The 20,867-nt window shown below is 36.8% G+C and carries 17 protein-coding genes; 7 read left to right on the top strand and 10 right to left on the bottom strand.

Annotated elements, in window-relative coordinates; all coding sequences use genetic code 11:
• Window positions 1–12 precede the first annotated feature (12 nt).
• Window positions 13–951, bottom strand: coding sequence for an FRG domain-containing protein (locus PP182_RS19910; RefSeq protein WP_272653007.1), 939 nt, complete (start codon window positions 949–951; stop codon window positions 13–15).
• 289 nt (window positions 952–1,240) lie between these two features.
• Complete coding sequence (locus PP182_RS19905; RefSeq protein WP_272653006.1) at window positions 1,241–2,182, bottom strand: hypothetical protein; 942 nt, start codon at window positions 2,180–2,182, stop codon at window positions 1,241–1,243.
• Window positions 2,183–2,708: 526 nt separating this feature from the next.
• Here PP182_RS19905 and PP182_RS19900 point away from each other — a divergent pair.
• Entirely contained in the window at window positions 2,709–6,950 is a 4,242-nt protein-coding gene (locus PP182_RS19900) for an NACHT domain-containing protein (RefSeq protein ID WP_272653005.1), read from the top strand.
• 208 nt (window positions 6,951–7,158) lie between these two features.
• Here the strand turns inward: PP182_RS19900 and PP182_RS19895 are convergent, their stop codons facing one another.
• The 8 genes from PP182_RS19895 to PP182_RS19860 form a co-directional block, all read right to left on the bottom strand.
• Window positions 7,159–7,293: a hypothetical protein gene (locus PP182_RS19895; RefSeq protein WP_272653004.1), complete on the bottom strand. Its 135-nt coding sequence runs from the start codon at window positions 7,291–7,293 to the stop codon at window positions 7,159–7,161.
• Window positions 7,294–7,701: 408 nt separating this feature from the next.
• Window positions 7,702–8,214, bottom strand: coding sequence for a hypothetical protein (locus PP182_RS19890; protein ID WP_272653003.1), 513 nt, complete (start codon window positions 8,212–8,214; stop codon window positions 7,702–7,704).
• Complete coding sequence (locus PP182_RS19885; protein ID WP_272653002.1) at window positions 8,201–9,397, bottom strand: PilN domain-containing protein; 1,197 nt, start codon at window positions 9,395–9,397, stop codon at window positions 8,201–8,203. Before PP182_RS19885 ends, PP182_RS19890 begins: the two co-directional genes overlap by 14 nt.
• An 11-nt stretch (window positions 9,398–9,408) precedes the next feature.
• Complete coding sequence (locus tag PP182_RS19880) at window positions 9,409–11,601, bottom strand: type II secretion system protein GspD (RefSeq protein ID WP_272653001.1); 2,193 nt, start codon at window positions 11,599–11,601, stop codon at window positions 9,409–9,411.
• A 3-nt stretch (window positions 11,602–11,604) separates the two neighbouring features.
• On the bottom strand, window positions 11,605–13,014 hold the full coding sequence (locus PP182_RS19875; RefSeq protein ID WP_272653000.1) for a GspE/PulE family protein: 1,410 nt from the start codon (window positions 13,012–13,014) through the stop codon (window positions 11,605–11,607).
• Between the two features lie 4 nt (window positions 13,015–13,018).
• Complete coding sequence (locus PP182_RS19870) at window positions 13,019–13,504, bottom strand: general secretion pathway protein (protein WP_272652999.1); 486 nt, start codon at window positions 13,502–13,504, stop codon at window positions 13,019–13,021.
• Window positions 13,501–13,914, bottom strand: a complete 414-nt coding sequence (locus tag PP182_RS19865; protein ID WP_272652998.1) for a general secretion pathway protein GspG — start codon at window positions 13,912–13,914, stop codon at window positions 13,501–13,503. Before PP182_RS19865 ends, PP182_RS19870 begins: the two co-directional genes overlap by 4 nt.
• A 91-nt stretch (window positions 13,915–14,005) precedes the next feature.
• Window positions 14,006–14,668: a response regulator gene (locus tag PP182_RS19860; RefSeq protein ID WP_272652997.1), complete on the bottom strand. Its 663-nt coding sequence runs from the start codon at window positions 14,666–14,668 to the stop codon at window positions 14,006–14,008.
• Window positions 14,669–15,077: 409 nt separating this feature from the next.
• Between PP182_RS19860 and PP182_RS19855 the strand changes: the two genes are divergently transcribed.
• From PP182_RS19855 to PP182_RS19830, 6 genes are all read left to right on the top strand, one after another.
• Entirely contained in the window at window positions 15,078–16,253 is a 1,176-nt protein-coding gene (locus tag PP182_RS19855) for a LamG domain-containing protein (RefSeq protein ID WP_272652996.1), read from the top strand.
• Window positions 16,246–17,211 (top strand): malectin, encoded by a 966-nt coding sequence (locus PP182_RS19850; protein WP_272652995.1) that lies wholly within the window; start codon window positions 16,246–16,248, stop codon window positions 17,209–17,211. Before PP182_RS19855 ends, PP182_RS19850 begins: the two co-directional genes overlap by 8 nt.
• A gap of 41 nt (window positions 17,212–17,252) precedes the next feature.
• Window positions 17,253–18,434, top strand: coding sequence for a LamG-like jellyroll fold domain-containing protein (locus PP182_RS19845; RefSeq protein WP_272652994.1), 1,182 nt, complete (start codon window positions 17,253–17,255; stop codon window positions 18,432–18,434).
• A gap of 15 nt (window positions 18,435–18,449) precedes the next feature.
• Window positions 18,450–19,517, top strand: coding sequence for a hypothetical protein (locus PP182_RS19840; protein WP_272652993.1), 1,068 nt, complete (start codon window positions 18,450–18,452; stop codon window positions 19,515–19,517).
• A 175-nt stretch (window positions 19,518–19,692) separates the two neighbouring features.
• Window positions 19,693–20,229 carry an OmpH family outer membrane protein gene (locus PP182_RS19835; protein ID WP_272652992.1) on the top strand — a complete coding sequence of 179 codons (537 nt, stop codon included), beginning with the start codon at window positions 19,693–19,695 and terminating at the stop codon, window positions 20,227–20,229.
• Complete coding sequence (locus PP182_RS19830) at window positions 20,213–20,854, top strand: hypothetical protein (protein ID WP_272652991.1); 642 nt, start codon at window positions 20,213–20,215, stop codon at window positions 20,852–20,854. The genes PP182_RS19835 and PP182_RS19830 overlap by 17 nt, the downstream gene beginning before the upstream one ends.
• Window positions 20,855–20,867 lie beyond the last annotated feature (13 nt).

Here is a 20,867-nt window from a genome sequence, read left to right as displayed (position 1 = left end):
TGTCTTTGTTAGCTACAGTTTTTTCATTTCGTTGTTTATTCCGTCAATGAATTCATTCACATCATCGTTTTGAGACAGAATTAATCTTTCTTTATCTATTCCACGAGCCTTTAGTTCTTCATATATCGTTTTTTTTGCTCCAGCTTTAACTCTGACTCGAACTATCATATTTTTCCAAAAATCTTTTTTGTTTAAAGGTATATCTATGTCCGAGTTGCTTGAAGCAAAAAGTCGGCCGTGTTGTCTAAACAACCTAAATTGATATGTTCTTTGGTCAATGTCATCGATATAAGTCGGCACATTGCATACAAAAGACGAATCTAATTCATAAGGATTGAAATTAGGGTAAAGTGATTTTTCGAAATCGGACGTTTCATTGAGGATAAAGTCGTGAGGTACAAGCAAACCCCAAAACTGACCATCTGAATTTTCGTGCTTATCCGAAGGCTCTGATAGAAAATAAGCAGAACTTAAACTTGAAGTTGATAAATCAATTAAATTGGTTTTAATTCCTGCGTGTTGAGCCTGAAATAGTAAGTCCCAATCTTTTCCATAAGGCTCTTTGCTATGTTTGAATAGTTGATTTTCTCCATATTTTTCAATTACTCTTTTCTTAAAAATTTCAGCTCCGTTTTTTTCAACTTCACGAGCCTTACTTAAATCAATTTCTTTTGAGAACGGAGGTCTAAGTATTCCTGGTAATATATCCCAGCCATAATTTTGTTCTCCTCTGTAATGTGGCATTACAGGAAATCCACCTTTTGTAATTAATTCCACATTTATTTTTATCAATTCATCGTGGAAGGTGTGAAAGTCAGCTAAATTATTTAACTCGAAATTTTCTAAGGGTTTGAGATATTTCTTGTTTATGTATTCCGAAATTTGATAATAGTTCATTGATTGGTTCAAAATTGTAGCTAACTTGATTATATTCTGAACTTTGTTTGGCATATAATTTCGAAATGGTTGGCTGTGCCCAAGCTCTGTAATGCATTGTTCAGAATAGTTTCCATTTTTATTTGCTTACTCCCTATGCAATATAAAAATATAATCATACCTCATCAAATGGGTTGTTGATACTATTCTCGGATATATGGGTATGGGTTATGGTGGTTTTTGAATTATTATTTACTAAAAGCTCTTGGATATAAAGGATATTGGTTTCAATTTTCAATAAAAGTGCTACAGTTTTAGGCTAGCATCAGCAATTTTTATACCGTGTTGGCAATAGCACTTTTCTTTATCTCGCCCACGACAGCATTTCTTTTCTTTCAGTTTCATTGTGTAGAAAATATCTTTCATAATGATAATAATCTGCCTTTACTTTTTCACTAAATAATTTACTGAAAATACTTGTCGTAGATAATTCAAATCCTACTGAATTAAAATCTAACTTGTAAAGTTCATTGTATTTTGTATGTGTTTTTGATGGAAAGTCTAAATACTCTTTGTTGTATTCGGATGTCCCAAAATATGTTATCAATGATGCTTCTAAAATGGTTATTTGTTGGTCAAATGGAATGGGATTGGTTTCGATTTTATATTGTTGGTTTAAATCCTCTTGCATTTGTGATTTGTCGTAAAAAGATCTAGGGTCAAAAACTGTCATTAATGTAGGTTCAAAAGTCAAACTTAAAAACCATATTTCTTCATCGGGAAATTTGTCTTGCGTATCAAAGTAAACTCTTTGAGCTTTTTCGTGTTTTTTTAGCCTATCTATAGTTATCCGTTCCCCATTTTTCCCAAATGCTTGTCCTACGTATAGAACCTCAAGGTTTGATTCTTCATAATAAGTTTCGTTTTGAGCAGTTAAATATTTAAAGAGTAAATTCGTTTTTCCTTCTGAATGAAATGATTTATTAGATCCAAATGCCTTGAATTTATTGAAAGGGTAATTACATTCCAATTTTTCTATTAATTGGCCAGGCCTGTTTATTGTTTTAACAATTATATCCTTTCTAATTCCATTTATATTAGTGTAAAAATTCAGTGTTATTGTTTTTTTATCTATTAGAGAGTTGTTTCTATCCAATAAAATTCTTGACGATTTACAAATCAAATAAATATGAATTGGAAGTTTTCTCAATTCCGCAACTAATTCTTTGTCAGAAAAAGCATCTTCTTGTTTCAGTACCAGAAACCTTGAATTAAGACTTATTAAATTCTCTAAATTTCTATTCATTCTAGTGTTGCGTGTGCAAGCAACTAACTTACTAAAAAAGGAACGCACCAGAGGAAAATCCACAGGATTTTTCAAGTAGGCTAGAACCAAGCAATTATTTTTACACAGCGTTAGGCAACGTTTTAATTTTTTAGATAGTTTTTTAGTTGAGTAAGAAAGACATTACTATGATGTAAGTAGTTGTCTGTAATTGCTTTTCTTAGATTAATAGTCTTATCCTTTTTTACTCTTCTTTCAGTAGACTTGTTGATTTTGTAATATAAAGATAATCATACGTCATGAAATGGGTTGTTGATACTATTCTTGATTACATAGTTATAGATTATGGTGATCTGAGGATTGTTATGTCTCAAAAGTTCTTGGATATAATGGATATTGGTCCCACTTTTCAATAAAAGTGTTACAAAGCATTGAACTATAGATTGATGGATTAAAAGTCATTACTGAATTCAAGCATTTTAAAAATTATTAAATTTCATTATTAAAGTTATTTAAGTTGGTTTTCAAAACCGGATAAAAGAGTTGAATGTTCGAGACAAAAACAATAAAGATATTGGTTTCATGCCCTGGTGATGTTGACCCGGAAAAGGAAAAAATTAAAAGATTGTGCAGTGATTTCACTGTTGCTAATCATGGAAAATCAAATATTGCATTCCATGTGATTGATTGGAAGGATTATGTTGGTCATTATGGTGATAGGGGACAGGAACAGTTAAACAATTATTTTGGCACTTATGATGTTTATATTGGAATTCTCTGGAAACGATTTGGCACCCCACCTGGATCGATTAATGAAGAAGGGAAAGCGAATCAATCAGGAACAGAAGAAGAATTTCGTCTTGCAATGAATTTTTGGGATAGGTTTAGAAAACCCAAAATTCAATTCTTTGTGAAAGACTACGATAAGCAAGTCAACAATTCATTACAATCTGAACAGATTAAGAAGGTATTTGAATTTTTAGAAGAACTGAAAAGACAGAACAGCAGTTTCTTGAATTATTTTGACAGTGAAGATTCCTTTAATTCAAAAATGATTCAGGTATTATTAGATCTTCAACACGAAAAGTACAAGGAATATCTTCAAATAGAGAACGAAAATATAAATAAGGATGCTTTAGGATTAAAGATATCCAAATTGAAGAACCTTGGTTTTGAGGTGCCCATTGGATATATTTCAAGAAAAGCCGCTCATTTTCAATCCATAAAGGAGCGTAAATCAAATCCTTTCCAGAAAATTAATAAACTTTCTCTTGAGGATTTACTAAAGACCAATAAACGAATCATACTTCTTGGTGATGCCGGGTCAGGAAAATCTACGGAATTAAGAAATCTGCAAATTAAACTGAGTGAAGATTCATCACCATATATCCCAATATATCAGAATTTAAACATGTATACTCCCGAAAAAGGATTTGAAGGTTTTTTGCCAGATTTTTGGAGGGAATTACCTGAAGAATTATTGGTGATTATTTGGGATGGTTTAGACGAGATTCCGGCACAAGATTTCAATAAGGCGATAAGGCAAATTGAAAATTTTTCCTCTATGCATGAGGATGTCAATATTGTATTATCAAGCCGTACAAATTTTTATGAATTGCCTTTAAATGATACTCATGGAACTTTGAGGGGGTTTGAACCTTATATGCTCACTGATTTGGGGATAAGCGATGCTACTCAATATTATTCTAAAAAATACTCGGAAACCAAAGCGACTGATTTTATCAATCAAGTATTTGAGGCTAACCTAGCAGATTTGATTGCAAAGCCCTTTTTTCTGATGCTATTGGCGTCCCTTCATCATGAAAAGGGAAGTATTACTATTAATCGGAGAGAGCTTTATGACATGTTTTTGCACACCAGAATTGATCTGGATGCCAAGCATTTCAAGACAACTTATGATATAAGAAGCAAAAGAAATGAAATCGATTTGTTGTTGCAAAGAGTTGCTTTGGCGATGGAGATGTTATGTAAAAATCATATCTACGAAGCAGAAATTTTAACTTTAATCACAAGTGAAGAATTTAAGTCATTAAAATACTGCACTGCATTCAAAAAGAAAGATGGAGAGGAGAATATTTGGCAATTTGAACATAATAATATTCAAGAATTTCTCGCAGCAAAATTTTTATCCAAACTTGATTTCAAAAAAGTAATCAATTTGGTTACAGTTTCACCAGATGTGAATAAGGTTATTCCAAGTTGGGTCAATACATTATCATTTTTGTTTAGCACCCTTGACAAAGAAGATCCTTTATTCCAAAGTTTACTTGATTGGTTCTTAGAAAATGAAAAGGAAGTTTTGGTGAAATTTGAGCCAGACAAAATCGATGAAGATTTGAGGATTAAGATTTTTCAAGGAATATTCAATTATTCCAAAGAACATGATTTATGGGTCAGCTCAAATAAATTCAATGATAGGGAATTGAGTAGGTTTGGAAAATCAGAGGAGAATATTCATTTTCTTCTCAATGAGTTGGCTGATTCTGATAACAAAAGAATTGTGAAAGTCAATGCAATAAGATTAATTGGCTACAATCAGATTGAAAATGGTGAACTAAGGACTTTGATAAAAGAACGTCTATTGGAAATTATTGACCAGTACAGTAATGATCCGGATGTTATTTACAATACCATTTATGCGCTAAATAGAGGCGGACATTCTGATTCCATGGTTATTGAACATTTAATGAAACGAGTTGGAAAGAATTCAAATCAATATATAAGGGCGTCGATGTACTCCATATTGTTTTCATCAGAATTATTTAATGAGTTTGTAGATTATATTATTGAAGGATATGAAATTTTAAATCAAGGTGCTGTAGACAGCGAACGGGATGACGTTTCTTTGGCTGACGAAAGATGGTATCTGCAAGGTTGCGTGAAAAAAATAAGTAAACCGGGTGCAATCAAAAAACTTACAAAATTGGTATCCAATAATGATAAGTTTATCTATGGCTACGATTCTGCAGAGGTTTTTGAGGCTATTATAAATAATGCCGCTATCGCATTTAGTAAAGATGATTCAGTTTTTGACACAATATTGTCGTGGTATCTTCAGGATGTAAATAAATTTCGAACCGAAAAAAGTAAAATTGTTGTGCAATTTTTCATTCTGACTGGAACAAGAGGCAGGGCATTCAAAAAAATTTGGGAGAAAATGAAAAATGGCTTTAATGAAGGCAATGTTTCCTTGGCCGCAGTGTCGCTAATGACTAATGAAACGATAGCTTTTATATTGGAGGAGCACTCTAAAAAGGAGATTGATGATGATAAACTAAAGAGTATTTATTTTGAATTAGGTTGGGTGAATAGGGATATTCAGGAGGATTATAGGCGGCAAATTGAAAAAGAAACAAGAATTGCAATAGAAATCCCCAAGATTCCTGACTATGAAGGATTTAGAATAAAAAGACTAATATCTGATTTTAACCTATTGTTCGATAAAGGGGCATTTCTGAATGCCGTAATTGAGATTTTTGAAGGCGAGCAAAAGGAAGTTTTGACACATGACGATTTGTTTAACCTAAAAAAGAGCAATTTCAAATTAATAGAACTTGACGACACTTATTCTAATGTCGCTCTATGGTTGTTAAGGGACTCGGTCAAAGGGAATGGTTCTATTACCAAAGAACGAATATTATCTTGGTTCGAAGAGCAAGAAAATCTTGATTGGTATAGAATTTCTAAAATGTATGAACATATTAAGAATAATGAGCAATTAGAACCTAATCCCCAACAAATCGAATGGATTGTAAATTGGTGTGTCAACATTACCCCAAAAATTGATTTTGTGAATGCAATAACAGTTGAGGGTAATAGGACTTCTTTTAACCAAATGGCATTTATGACATTCTATTTCACTAAAAAATTTGACATTTTACACACAAAAAAAATACTCCTTGACATGATGTCTTTTGATTATTTCGAAGATGAAGCAAAATCTGGAATATTCTTCTTGACCTCGAAACTGGAAAAAGAGGAGGTTGTCGAAAGAATGATTTTAAATTTAAATAACGGAATAAATTATAGTGGTGTACTTAAAAATCATATAACGTACCTAACACAACATAAAGTTGTAAAAAGCTACCCTTTAATTTTGAAAGAGTTGTTAAACCCCAAAATGTCTGAGTTTACAAGGGTTGAATTTTTGAATATTTATTTTAATAATACAAATGACATTATTGGGCTTAAGTCGATAATTCATGAGGCAGATGCTAATGTAAGATGGGAAATTATTCAAATATTGATTGATAAGGGTCAAAAATCATACGTTATAAATTACCTACATAAGTTCCTTACTAAAAACACGAATGAGGAAGAAACGGGAAAGGCCTTGGAATTTTTGGTGTGGTTAAATGATTTGAACGGATTGAAATCCTATGTGGATTGGATAAAAAGATATGATAAAAAAGAAATTGAGACATCAAGAGCTATTAGTTTAAAAAATCTAAGAACGATAGATACACTACCTTATCTAATGGAACTTCTTGAGTTTTCATATAAAAATGATATTGTTGTTGATAAATTTCAAACATTGAATTCTTTTTTATTGGATTCGTTGCAGAATATAGCCTTAATTTCAAATTCGAATTTCAAAGCGGTAAAAGAATCTTTGATTATATTCAAAGAACAAAATATGCACATTAGTGAAAAGGTTAAGTATTTAATTCCATTTGTTGAGAGAATGGAAGAACAATTCTACAGGAATATTACAGAATCACTAACTGTCGAACAAGTAGAAAAGAAACTAAATCAATTATTGGTTTGAAAGGAGAATTCTTTAAAGACGAATGTTAAATGATGAGTTCCCGTCTATAAGTTTCTTACCGATATCATAATTTGTCAAAAATGTCTAAATTAGTGGTGTAAAACTCCCATAAGTTTTGCCTCTGGATATGCCGATTTGAACACGGTTCAGGGTTCGGTTAACTGGTCTTAGTTAACGGTGTAAAGTATTAAAAAACAACTATTTACGTTTATAGGGATGGGCCTGCCACCCCGACCAAAAAAGACAAACAGGCGATGGCCTGTATTGGAGATTCTTGAGCACCACTCCCTAAAGGTTCACTGTAGGTAATTCTGGCACTCCGACTGAAATCATATAATACCATGATAATCAGTATTTTATATTTTTTAAAATATGCTTTAATCACTTCAAATTCCGCTGTCAGCGGGACCTATTGGGATACCTATTATATCTCTTACTTTGTCAATCCCTCTGCTTTGCTGAAGTTACTGTTCCATGATTATCATGGGACACGGATCTGAACCTTAAGGAAATAAATTCAAACTCGAACATAAAAGTTTTATTGGCTACGCTTATTAGGTTTGTTTAAAATTGATTTTAGCGTAAAAAAATTTGAAAAATTTAAAGGGTTGGTCTCCTTTAACTTATGTATTTTTAGTACAAGTTTTAAAATCGTAATTTCTCATCTTAAATAATAAATCACTCTTATATAGGCGTATTCGTTTTGTCCAACATATTAAACTTCCTAAGGAGTTTAATATTAGTTCAGATTTTATTTTACACTTAGCATAAATACCTTTGCCTCTAAATACTCCTTTTGTGATCGATAGTCCTTTTTCTTTTCAAAGTTCACATGGACCAATTCCCCATAATTCCCTTTACGTTCCAGAGTATATAGCACTTTTAATATATGGCTAAAAGAACCCCGTAGTGCAAATTGATAGGTCTCGTATTGGGTATCCCCCTCCAAATAGGTATGGGGCCGATTGAAGTCCATGACCTTGACCTCTAATTTTTCGGCTTCTTGGTTCAATGCCTTCAACAATGTGTTCTGGAAAGAGGTATCCTTAATGTCCATGGAAGTCAATATGGAATCGTAATAGACCTCTTGCTGTTCCAGCATTCCCAGTTTTTGGGGCAGATTGGAAAACTGACCGACCTCTTGGCTCAAATCTATGTATTGCCTTCGTACAGCAAAAGTTTTGTCAATGGCCAAATAATAACTGGCCACCAATAAGAGCAAAATGCCTCCCAACAATAACTTATTTCGTTTATCTAGAAACATGGATGTCAATTTTAATGGTGAACTGGGAAGCGTTCGAGGATGAATAATCGAAATCCAAGGTCTCGACTTGAGCTACCCATTTCTTTTCCTCCAAAGTCTCCAACCAGTCAGAATATATTTTGCTGTCCTTGGATATTCCCGATACTGTCATACTGGAAGCTTCCAAAAGTATGGGCTTATCTTTTTGAATGGTTTTTTCAAGGGGTTGATACGTCATACCTTCCAATAGCACACTATTAGGAAGAGAGGCGGCCAATGCATCCAGATAGGCCGTAGCCGTGGAACTGGAAGACTTTTGTAACATTTCTACCCGCTCTCTTTTTGCTTGTACCGATTCGGTCAATTCCAATAAGGCACTCTTATGGGAACCATTGGCCTCCAAACTGGTGTTTAATTCCCCAACCTTTCCAAAGTAGTGCTGGTATACCAAGAAGTTGCCCAATAATAAAACCACGAAAAAAACGAGGGCGAATCGAATTCCCTTTTGAAATATACGTTGGTTCTGGAACTTTGACCTTATCGATTGTAATAATCCATCGAAATTATTTGCGGCAACATTCTGCCCCAAGTGTCCCACTATATGGGAAAAGGATAGCACATCATTTTTGGTTAGGGACAAACCGTTCACGTTATAGGAATATGAACGACTGGTTGTTTCTTGACTAAAACGGTGCAGTTGACCCTCCTGTATATCCAATTGCCATTTGGCCGTTTGAATTTGGGGTTCATTTAAATAAGGCAGTAATGATCTAATGGTGGAAAGCCCCAAGGCAATTGAAAAAGCTTGTAATCCCTGTTCCTTGAGCCTTTTTAAAAGGGTGTCCACGGTTTCTTTACGGGCAATAGTAACCACCGAGGTATCTCGCTGTTCCAAAATTTGATAGTAAAAATTACTATGGTCCAGATTGGGGAAGGCTTGGTTGACCAGTGCCGCTGGGGAACCCTCCCCCGATTTTTCCAGACGTTTGGTCAGAACCGCTGCCGTGTTGATGCACACAAAAACGGGAGCTTGTTTGTCAATAGCTTTGGTCAAGGCATCCAAGTCTTCTACTCGTTGCCTATTTTCAATAATGAGATTGTCTTTCTGCTTGACTACCTCAAGCGTTAAATAGACCTCGTGTCCCTCGTCTTCAAGAATTTCAAGACCGGTATAGGAATAACCCTCCTTCAGATATGTCAGCAACTTTTGAATCACTAGTAGATAACCGTGGGTTTAATTAAAATGGTCAGTTTCTGTTTGGTATCCTCACGTCTTCGTTGACTGAATAACCATTTGATGACGGGAACTCTTGCCAGAAAGGGGACCCCATTACCTGAATCGTTTTTTACTTTCTCTTCCAATCCACCCAATATGGCCAAATCTTGGTTCTGCATTCGGATGATGGAACTAAACTCCCTAGAGGTCAATCCAGGAGGGGCATCCTCCTCGATACGCTCCCCACTAAAATCGGATTGGATGACATTGATATCCAAGGTCACCTGCCCGTCTCCCGATACCAGGGGCTTGATTCCTATGGCGAGTTCCGCATCTATAGGGACATAATTTCGGATTTCGGATGTGGTGGGTATTTGCGAACCGAAGAAACTTTGGTTGGTCACCACGTAATAGGTGGTTTCCCCAATGGAAAGATTGGCGCGATGCCCGTTCAAGGTGGATAATTTAGGGGAAGAACGGATTTTTAAGTTCCCATTTTCCTCCATGGCCTTGATATTGGCAAAAAATTCGGGAATGACTTTTCCCATGTTAAACGAACCGAAACCATCAAATCCGCCTATAATTTTATTCACCGTATTGGCTCCCATGGTGACATCCGCACTGGGGAACAATTTCCCTTGGGTCTGGACCGGTCCATCTCCAATGCCCCAGCTGATACCTGTCTCTACGGTAGCCGATTTTCGTACTTCCAAGATCATAACCTCGATTAATACGACCGGAACGGGCTTATCAATTTCCTTAATAAAGGATTTAAAACGGTTGATGTTCGAGGCAGGACCACTAATAAAGAAACTGTTAAGTTCATAATCGACCCGTATATCCAAATCGACCTTGATTTCATCCGGGATAATGCTTACAATGGCCTCGGCACCGTCCTGGTAATTACCAAAGCTGTTGTCGTTTCTGGTATTGATATTTCGTTGATTGCCTACTCCACCGCCTTGAATGCCTCCCGAAGTACTGCCCGGCGAACCGATGAAATTGATATTACCATTCTGAGTCCTTCCCGAAGTTCTTGAACTGCGTACTTGCGAAGGGTTGCCCAAAAGCTCTACGGAACGGTGCATCATCTGGACTACCTCCACCCTTCGTAGGCTTAATTGGTCCGAGGTACCGAAAAAATAGATACCGTCCATTTTTTTATAGGTAAAATGTACATTGCCCCCATCGTTTGATGGTGGTGTGGTATTGTTTCGAATATTTCGGGTAGGGCCGTTCTGATTTTGAATTGGTGCTTCAGGCGGGGCCGAGGTCTGACCGGTGAAAATATGGTCGAACAAATCAACGAGATGAATATCCCTGGCATTAAAAGTGACCGACCCCGCCTGCTCTAAGGGAGTGGCCGTATAGATATTCAAGCTCAAATCCTGTTTTAGGCCTTCCAAAATTTGGGCGATCGAGGTGTTTTTAAAATCGACATTCAAACGTTGACGCACCGTATCCAATACCTGATATCCTAAATTGTTCGTAACCAAACGTTTTTTTGAAGATGGGCCTTGACCCGTAGATTCAAATGTATCGAATAGATAGAACCCGTCCCTGGATTTGCTATAGTCCAACTGGTTGGTGGAAGCTAGTTTTTCCATGGCCAAATCAAAGGGGACATTGGAGAGGTAAAGCGTTAAATTCGTATTTTCCATACCCGTCGCGAACAACAGATTCTTGCCGGATACATCCATAATTTTACGGAATACCTTGTCTAACGGGTCGTTCTGTAAATCCAATGTTAAGAGGTCGTTGTTCGTGTTATAGTTGGCCAAAATTTCCTTTTCCAAAAGAGTTTCCACAGGTGGCACATAGCGTTTGATGGCCATGATGTTTCCCGTAAATTCAATATCCAACTGATATTCCTTGCATAGGTAGACCAATAGGTCGCCAACAGTCACGTTGGAAAAATTATTGACAATATTTATATTGGAAATATCCGGAGCAATGGAAAGATTGAGGCCATGCACCTTGGAAACCGCCAAAAGAAAATTGGGCAAGGTCACATTGCTCACATTGAATTCCAGTTTTAGGTTTTCCTTGAGTTCTGTATTATCGATGGCAAGTACCTCCAGTTGGTTTTTAATCTGCTCGATACGCGGTGATTCCTGCGCAGCAACGCGAAGACAGATCAAGAATAAAAATATATAGCATAGGTGTTTCATGGTGGTGGTTCTGTCCTGCATATATCAGGTGGTTAGCAAAGGAAAGGCTTCGTCCACGGAGGTGATACCCTTTCTGATCAAGGTAAGGGCATTATCGCTTAAGGTGGACCATTCCATGGTTTTTAATAAATCATCGATCTCCAGTTGGTTTTCACGAATGCTGCCCTGCAAGGTTTTGGTAATGGGCAATAGTTCGTAGACCGCTTCCCGACCATGATAGCCCGTATGGTGGCATGCATTACAACCTTTGGCTACGAAATGTTCTTTAAGATTTTTTGGAATATCAAAACCCGTTGGGAATTGGGCCGTATCAATAGCTTGTTTTTCTTTACAGGTGTTACAAAGCCTACGTACCAAACGTTGGGCAAGGCTCATGTTCAACGTACTGGAAATCAAAAAGGAGGGCACTCCCATATCGATCAATCTAGAAATGGTACCCCAGGCCGAATTCGTATGGATAGTGGACAATACCAAATGTCCCGTTTGGGCGGCACGAATCGCAATATTGGCGGTCTCCGCATCCCGTATCTCCCCGACCATAATTATATTGGGGTCTTGCCTCAAAAATGTCTTTAAGGTTCGGACAAAGTCCAAACCGATGTTTTCCTTGAGCTGCACCTGATTGATACCGTCCAAGGTATATTCAATAGGATCTTCCAAGGTGAGAATGTTGTCCTCTGTCTTGTTCAATTCCTTTAAGGTGGCATATAGGGTGGTGGTTTTCCCGGATCCAGTAGGTCCGGAAATCAATATAATACCGCTGGGCCGTTTCAGTCCTTCCCGGTATAGACGCAGTTCCTGTTCAGAAAACCCTAGACGTTCCAAATCAATAATGGTAGTATCCTTACTTAGGATACGCAATACCAATTTCTCCCCATGGAGCACGGGTAGGGTAGAAACCCGAATATCAAACTCGCTCCCTTTGGTTTGTATGGAAATACGGCCATCCTGGGGCAGCCGTTTCTCGGAAATATCCAAGTCTGCCTTGATCTTTATTTTATTTACCATGGTTGGGTACTTGTCCAAGGGAATGGTAAACTGTTCGATTAGCTTACCATCCAATCGAAAACGGACGCGACATCGGTTTTCGTAGGGCTCAAAATGAATATCACTACTACCCATATGCTTGGCGTCCAATAAAATTTTCTCCAAAAAATCCTCTGAATAATGCAATACTCCGGAGGAGGTAGGTTGGGATTTGCGATAGTTGGAGGTCAATAAACGCTGCAACTCTTCGGTCTGGCATTGTTCCAATTGTACTGAGGTACCTAATATGATGTTCAATTCGGAGAGTAGTTCCTCCAATTGAGAACTGTCCGTTTTCAGAACTAATCCCTCATTCGTACTCCGATGGGGCACAATACGGTAGTGAAAGGCCTGTTCGGCTGTAATCTGCTGCAATAATTGCACGGATATTTGGGAACTTTCTTGCATTATATCAAAACGTAAATAGGGCGGGAGAATAGGTAAAAAGACTTAAGGTATACACCAATATCAAAAAGCTGCTCATCAATCCTGCCAAGGGTATGGTTTTTTTCGAGTTCTTTTTTAAATAGATCAAGGACCATGTTAGGGAAACCAAAATGGAAGCTACGAACAATACGATAAAGGTAACCGTAGGAAACCCCAATGCGAAGGCATAGAAAAACAACAAATCTCCCAAACCAAAACTGACATTTAGGAATCGACTTTTTGTTATAAATCGGGTGTAGCCCCATAGTATCAGCAGAATTGCCGTAATCAATACCAAGTTCATCAGGATATGGGAATAGGTCATTACCATATAAGTGGACATTACATGGATACCACCCATAAGGAGGCCTACGGTCGGAAAAAGAAACCACCATACTTCCCTATCCTTAAGGTCTTGAAGGAATATAAGGGTCAGCCCCACTAGTAGCGCTATTTTTAGAAAAAAAATCAATCTTTTACGATTTGTTTTGGATTACCTTCCTGGTCGATTTCCCAAACATTGAGGATACCGTCCCCGTCAAAATCGGTGACCGCTTCCGCTCGGGCACGGAAGGTACTGTTATCGGCTTCCAGAATTTCATAACGATAGTTGGCCGTGCCATTTTCACGAACGGTCTTTGGAGCAATAAAATCAATTTCGTTTAGATCGGCGGAATATTTACTATACATGTAATTATGGGTCGTCTGAGCATTGTATATAGCCTTTAATTGGGTCTGGGCCTCGATGCTCTTGGCCTTGGTAATCAAAGGCATAAGGTTGGGAAGGGCCAATAATAATAGGATACCAATAATGGCAAGAACAATTAAGGTCTCCTGTAGATTGAGAGCGGGTACTTTACGTCTTATGAGTAGGTTGTTCATATATGATTTGGTTTTCAAGATGTAACTATAACTTTTTTATCAGATTAGTATTGTAAAAAATGTAGTATAAATCTTATTTTGTATCTTTTGGTTAAATAAAACCTTTAGTTCTAGCGGCCTTTAGTAATTGATGATTGCCACCTTCAGGTACTCCCAGTAAGGATTTTAAGTCCTTTTTTCTACGTTCAATACTAGGTAACGATAATGGAATGTGATAGGGCAAATCCTTCATTTTATAACCGAGGGAAAGATGGTACAAAATTTGCCTATTTAAGGCGTCTATATGTACTTCTTCAAAATCCTGATTACTTAATAAATGTCGTACACTTGAACTATAATAATTTTTGTTTTGCAACACTGTGGAGACGGCGTTGATTAGTACTTCTTCATCTATGTCCGATTTTGTCAAAAAGCCCTCTGGTTTAATGGAATGGAAGACATTTGTTATAATACTGATATCATTAAGTCCTGTTTGAACAATGATCTTTGTCTCGGGGAATTTGGAGCGTATTCGAATACCTAAGTCCTCGCCTCCCGTGGCAGTTCGACATCTAGAAGCTGGGATCGAAATATCCAAAAGAATCAAGGAATAGAAATCGTCACTTGTTTTCTCCAATTTAAATAGTACATCATCGCAGTTGTTAGCTTCATCAAATTTTAATTGTAATTCATCTTGGAGGCTTGCTAATGTGTAGCAATAACCCTTGACAACCATTGGATGGTCATCAATAATTAATACGTTAATGGAACTCATTTGATTAGTGTCTATTAGTGTTGCAAAAACGTTATGGATTGAAAAATATTTTGATATAGGGTATATTTTTTGAGTAATATTTAACGGAAACGTTTAATGAAGGACATATTCATAAAATATAGTTATAATGACACAATAATATAAAGTAAGAAAAAACTTACAAAACAAAGGTTTTCCCATCATTCCAAATTGTATGGAAGACTTTCATTACTTGTAATAATAAAGACCTTATATCGGAAAAATCGTACAGTTTATCTGATGATTTTAGAGAATCTCAACATTTCCAAGGCTGTTCATCGAAAATCAGTTGCGGGCATAATCCAAAATACTTCAATTGGATAAAGAAATGATAATTCACAATAATTTGATTCTAATTTTTTTGTAGTACGAATTACAAAATCAATTAAATATGAAAGTATTGAACTTAGTTTTAGGAATTTCACTTTTAGTATTGCATTTAGGTGTCAAAGGACAAACAACTGATCATTCTAATTTTTTGAATGGTTTAGTCTCTGCATACTCACTTGAGAGTTCCACTTCCTTAGATGATGAGCTCAATACCAATAATGGTACTATTACTGGGGCAACCACGGTCTCAGGTAATATTGGAAATGCGCTAAATTTTACAGGCTCTCAAGCAACTATGGCAACCATTCCAACCTCTACAAGCCTTGATATTGATGGTACAGAGATTACAATGATGGTTGATATTTACCCTACTGCTAATGGACAGTCCGGTAAAAGCGTAATAGTACAAAAAGGATGGGGAAGTACCGGAGATAATGTTTATTCTATCTCATATACCAATACAAATACAATAAGGTACAGAAATTACATTGATGGTGTGAGAAGGGATTTTATGGGGACAACGACTGCTCCTTTAAATACTTGGTCTCGGATTATTTGTGTTTGGAAATCGGGAGAACCCAGAACAATAAGAATCAATACGGCGACGGATGTAGAGGGGATTAGCTTTACAGGTACACATACCGTAAATTCTGGACGTGATGTTACGATAGGGTCCTATGATGTTGCTTCACCGGCCGGCACCCGAAGTTTTACAGGTAATATTGATAATGTTATGATTTGGAATCGGGCCTTGACTACGGCCGAACAGAATACGTTAATCAACAATAATTTAGGTTTTTCTGATTTTTCCAGTTCAGGTTCTGGGACTGGGTCAGGTACTACTATCTGGTCAGAAGATAATTCCGTAGCATCATATTCTGGAAAAGTTGGAATTGGGACTACGATACCAGGCAGTTATGAACTAGCCGTCAATGGTGAGATTAGAGCAAAAGAAATTAAGGTTGAAACAGCCAATTGGCCGGATTATGTTTTTGATAAAGAATATCCCTTACAAAGCTTATCTCAACTACAGGAGTTCATAAAGGAAAATGGGCATTTGCCCAACATACCTTCCGCCAAAATAATAGAGACTGATGGTCAGAATTTAGGCGAGATGAACAGATTGTTACTTGAAAAAATAGAAGAACTCACAATCTACATTTTACAGCTAAAAAATCAATATGACGAGCAACAGGTGCAAATAAACTCGCTAAAAAACAAATCTAAGTATGAATAAGAGAAAACTAATATTGATACTTATTATTCTTTTGACAAGTCATTTAGGCTTTTCACAAACCGTAATAAGAATAAATGCGGGTGGCGATTCTTTAACCTATCAAGGTAAAAACTTTGAAGAAGATTTTTACTTTTCTACACCATCGCAAATAGGTGATTACACGAAACAGATTCCTGAAATCTATAAGACAGAGCGTTATGGAGACACTGATGAATTAAGTTACGATTTTCCAGTAACCAATGGAAACTATTCTGTAGCCCTTCATTTTATGGAATCGTATTTCGGCTCCATTGAACCAGGAGGCACGGGTAGTAGGGTCTTTGATGTAAGTATTGAGGGAACCAAGGTATTGGACAACTTCGATATTTACGATGAAGTAGGTGCTGACGTTGCATCAATCAAGCAATTTAATACGTCGGTCAATGATGGTATTCTTAATATTTATTTCTCCTCGCTGTCCGCCGATGGTGGAGCAGACTATGCTAAAATATCCGCAATTGAGGTAGTAGAAACCCTTTCGGGGGGGACTTCCTTATGGTACGCGGATAATAGTAACCTTTATTATAATCAAGGAAATATCGGTATCGGAATTACTAATCCAGGAACGGATAAACTAGCGGTCAACGGAAATATTAGGGCTAAAGAGGTAAAAGTTGAAACAGCCAATTGGCCAGATTACGTTTTTGAAAAGGATTATCCTCTTTTAAGTCTTATAGAAATTCAAAAATTTATTGAGCAGCATGGTCACTTACCTAATGTACCGAGTGCAAAGGAAATCGAATCTAATGGACAAAACTTGGGAGAAGTCAATCGTCTGTTATTGGAGAAAGTAGAAGAGTTGACTCTTTATTCTATAAAATTACAGAAGGAATTATACAATCAATCCAAGGTTAACCAATCGCAGCAAGAACGGTTGGTACGGTTAGAAAGATTAATTATTAGTATATCTAAAAACTAACTCCGAGAAAAGTGTTAAGAGTTATAAAATAGCGGTAAACCATGAAAAAGAATTATACTTTTTGGATAATGCTATTGTTGTTCACAATAGTGAAATTTTCCTTTGCGCAAACCAACTTAGTACCTGTAAGTGCTAGAATACCTGAGCTAAAACTTTGGGTAGATGCGGAAGAACAGACTGGCGCAGACGGCTCATCGGTTACAACGGTAAACGATCAGGCCGGAGTTGTATCAGGTATATCTGTACAAGGGTTAGTTACCCTAAATATTACTCCTGACGGAAAAAAGGAGTTTAGTTTCGCTGGATTGGATAACTATATTAACCTGGGACAGCCAGCAGCCTTGGATTTTACCCCTGGAACGGATGAATTTACAATTATGGGTTTAATCGGGTCCGATATTCCCGGTGATGGAACTTTGATAAGTAGAGGAGGCACTAGTGGTGTTCAATATCATATTGAGATAAGTAACAATAAATTTTGGGTCCGTGTTGGTGGTAATCCTTCCTCGAATAGATTCGATCTTAGTAATGGACTGATAGACCAGAATATAAATTTTGCACTTGCTGTCAGTCAAAATGAATCAAAGTTATATATCAATGGTCAACTGATTGAAACTAAGGGTACTGAAGGCATAGGGACAGCGACTTATGATGAGGATATTTTAATCGGTGAAACTACCACATGGGATTGGGAATATTCCGATCACATAAGAAGCGTCGGGATGTTTTCAAAAGCACTTTCTTCTTCTGAAATACAGGCTATTTACAGCGACATCATAAACCCACCTGCTGAGCCAGAAACGGGAACAGCGGGTTTATGGAACCAGAATGGAAGTAATATCCATTTTAATATGGGTAACGTTGCCATTGGCACTACAGACGCGGGTAATGATATGCTAGCAGTCAACGGAAATATTAGGGCTAAAGAGGTTAAAGTTGAATCTGCAAATTGGCCGGATTATGTTTTTACCGAAAAGCACAAGTTACTTACGATCGAAGAAATCCAAAAATACATCCAAGAAAAAGGTCACTTGCCAAATATCCCTTCTGCAAATGAAGTGAGGGCAAATGGTATAAAACTAGGTGAGATGGACCGATTATTACTGGAGAAAATTGAGGAGTTAACGCTTTACATAATAAAACAGGAAAAAAAGCAAATAGAATTGGAAAATAAATTGGAATTACTCAAAAGTAAGTTGGATAAAAAAAGCATAGAACACTAACCAAACTATTATAAAATGAAATCATTAATACCATTTTTTACATTATTATTTTTTGTCAACGGTTTTTCCCAGACCAATCTAATTGACGCTTCAACGTGGTCCGCAGGAAACGGTAATGTCCCTGGATTCTTTAAACACGGTACAGACGCTAAAAATTTACGCGAAACCGATGTCGATCCTTTTGGTCAATCGAACATTGTTTGGAAAGGGTTGGCAGATGGCAGTACCATTCAGGATGGGGGGTTTAATACCCAATACTATGTCGTTGATCCTTCGAAGGATTTTAGGTTTACCGTTTGGATCAAAAAAATAAATTCCAATGATGGAAATACGCTTTTTGGTTTTCACGCATTGAACACCAGTGAAACGGCAACCAGTCAACAGCTTGACGGTACTCCGCAGGCTAGTCCCTATTTCTATTGGGGAGACCTTCCTCAATTGGATGAATGGTACCTTCTAGTAGGATACGCCTATGGTCATGGACATACCGACTTGAACCATCAAGGAGGTATTTATGATACTAGTGGGGTAAAAGTAGCTACTCTGACAGATTTTAAGTTATCCACCACGTCCCATTGGTTGGTGCATAGAGCTTATCTGTACAACGACCCCAATGCATCCGATCAGCAATTTTTCTATGGACCGACCCTTTATGAAATAAATGGTCAGGAACCTACCATACAGGAATTGATAAATTCTGGTTCAAGTGGCTCGACTTTATGGGCCGAAAATAATGGGAATATTCATTTTGACAGTGGAAATGTTGGTATTGGTATCTCAGATCCAGGAACGGATAAACTTGCCGTAAACGGAAACATCAGGGCCAAGGAGGTTAAAGTGGAAATTACCAACTGGCCGGACTACGTATTTGAAAAAGATTATAAGCTTCCAACACTATACGAGGTAGAGCAACATATTAAAAAGAAGGGTCATCTAATCAATATTCCCTCGGCTTCGGAAATTAACATCGGTGGAGTGGATTTGGGTGAAATGAACAAACTCCTTTTAGAAAAAATTGAGGAGTTGACACTGTATATCATCCAGCAGGAAAAAAGAATACAAAAATTAGAATCCAAAAAATAAGCAAACCATTAAATAATTACCATGAAATGAGCCATAACAAGTCTTGATACTCACCAAGATGTCCCGATAGCTATCGGGATGGCGAAATCGAAGATTCATGAACACCTCTGAAAAACAAAAAGAAATGATGTGAATAATTACATCTAACCTATTAAAAACAATAAAAAATAAACAGATGAAAAAACTAATCATCCCCATTTTAAGTATTATAACCGTTGTGTTGATCAGCTCCTTTGTAGCCAATAGCTCCAAAAATGACTTGGTCTATGTAGATGTTAACAAATTGATTGAAGGTTATAAAAGAACCAAAGTAGAACGTAAAGCCTTTACCAAAAAAACGGAAATCATAAAGTCCAATGTGGACAGTTTGGTTACAAGCTGGCAAACCGAATTAAAAGCCTACGAAAAGGAAAGGGCAAGTATGACCAAAAAGGAAACTGAACTCAAACAGGAATTACTAGCTAATAAACAGCAACAAATCAACAACTATCAACAAGCGGTACAAAAACAAGTTCAAGAAGAGGACCAAAAAATGACGCAAACCCTCATAAATGATATTAATGATTATGTGCAAGAGTACGGTAAAAAACATGGTTACCCCATGATTTTTGGGGCAGGAGGAAATGGAAATATTATGTATGCGGAAGAATCCACCGATTTAACAGATAAAGTTCTACAAGGTTTAAACAAACGATATGAAGGGATTAAATAGAAAAAAGTATTCAGTTCAATTCTTTATTGTTGCGTTGTTGGGCTTTGTCTGCTTTTCTTGCAACCAACAAGAATTTCATAGAAGTGAGGATTTAATCACCCACATTTTGGACCCGGAGAGTGGGTACACAAAAAGTACCAATGTCAACGGGGTTAATTACGTGATTACTTATAAACCTACTGATATGATGGTAGCACAGGAAATCTTTGACAATACAACGCCCGCTGGTATTGACAGCCTAAGAATTAAATACAAGGATTTCATGTATTTCAATATTTCCATTCATAAGAATGGAAAAGAGGTTCTAAATAGTATGGGTCAAAGCAGAGAGCAATTTGGTGCCATGGTCAATCAGTTGGCATTTGGTATGGGGAAAGCCGTGAATTTAGTAACACAGAAAAAAGACACCATTGAGCATTTGGATTATATATATCCAAGAGTATACGGGATGGGGGGAACAACAGATATTTTATTTATCTATCCACGTGATCCCAAATTATTAAGTAATGAAAAATTTAAATTAACTATAGAGGATTTTGGATTAAAAACGGGCGAAGTTGCCTTTCATTTCGATACAAAATCCATACTAAAAGAACCATTATTAGACTTCTCGGAATTTAACTAGTAGTAGAAGAAAG

The organism is Maribacter sp. PR1 (genome assembly GCF_028464145.1).
In the GTDB taxonomy this organism is placed as follows: domain Bacteria; phylum Bacteroidota; class Bacteroidia; order Flavobacteriales; family Flavobacteriaceae; genus Maribacter.
The sequence above is the reverse complement of the archived record's forward strand: the minus strand, read 5'-3'. Positions and strand labels throughout refer to the sequence as shown.

Bases quoted from the DNA above. Each gene is read 5' to 3' on its own strand.
- PP182_RS19900 (WP_272653005.1), top strand. From the start codon at position 2,709: ATGTTCGAGACAAAAACAATAAAGATATTGGTTTCATGCCCTGGTGAT.
- PP182_RS19855 (WP_272652996.1), top strand. From the start codon at position 15,078: ATGAAAGTATTGAACTTAGTTTTAGGAATTTCACTTTTAGTATTGCAT.
- PP182_RS19830 (WP_272652991.1), top strand. From the start codon at position 20,213: ATGAAGGGATTAAATAGAAAAAAGTATTCAGTTCAATTCTTTATTGTT.
- PP182_RS19880 (WP_272653001.1), bottom strand. From the start codon at position 11,601: ATGCAGGACAGAACCACCACCATGAAACACCTATGCTATATATTTTTA.
- PP182_RS19850 (WP_272652995.1), top strand. From the start codon at position 16,246: ATGAATAAGAGAAAACTAATATTGATACTTATTATTCTTTTGACAAGT.
- PP182_RS19865 (WP_272652998.1), bottom strand. From the start codon at position 13,914: ATGAACAACCTACTCATAAGACGTAAAGTACCCGCTCTCAATCTACAG.
- PP182_RS19875 (WP_272653000.1), bottom strand. From the start codon at position 13,014: ATGCAAGAAAGTTCCCAAATATCCGTGCAATTATTGCAGCAGATTACA.
- PP182_RS19895 (WP_272653004.1), bottom strand. From the start codon at position 7,293: ATGGTATTATATGATTTCAGTCGGAGTGCCAGAATTACCTACAGTGAA.
- PP182_RS19905 (WP_272653006.1), bottom strand. From the start codon at position 2,182: ATGAATAGAAATTTAGAGAATTTAATAAGTCTTAATTCAAGGTTTCTG.
- PP182_RS19840 (WP_272652993.1), top strand. From the start codon at position 18,450: ATGAAATCATTAATACCATTTTTTACATTATTATTTTTTGTCAACGGT.
- PP182_RS19835 (WP_272652992.1), top strand. From the start codon at position 19,693: ATGAAAAAACTAATCATCCCCATTTTAAGTATTATAACCGTTGTGTTG.
- PP182_RS19910 (WP_272653007.1), bottom strand. From the start codon at position 951: ATGCCAAACAAAGTTCAGAATATAATCAAGTTAGCTACAATTTTGAAC.
- PP182_RS19860 (WP_272652997.1), bottom strand. From the start codon at position 14,668: ATGAGTTCCATTAACGTATTAATTATTGATGACCATCCAATGGTTGTC.
- PP182_RS19845 (WP_272652994.1), top strand. From the start codon at position 17,253: ATGAAAAAGAATTATACTTTTTGGATAATGCTATTGTTGTTCACAATA.
- PP182_RS19890 (WP_272653003.1), bottom strand. From the start codon at position 8,214: ATGTTTCTAGATAAACGAAATAAGTTATTGTTGGGAGGCATTTTGCTC.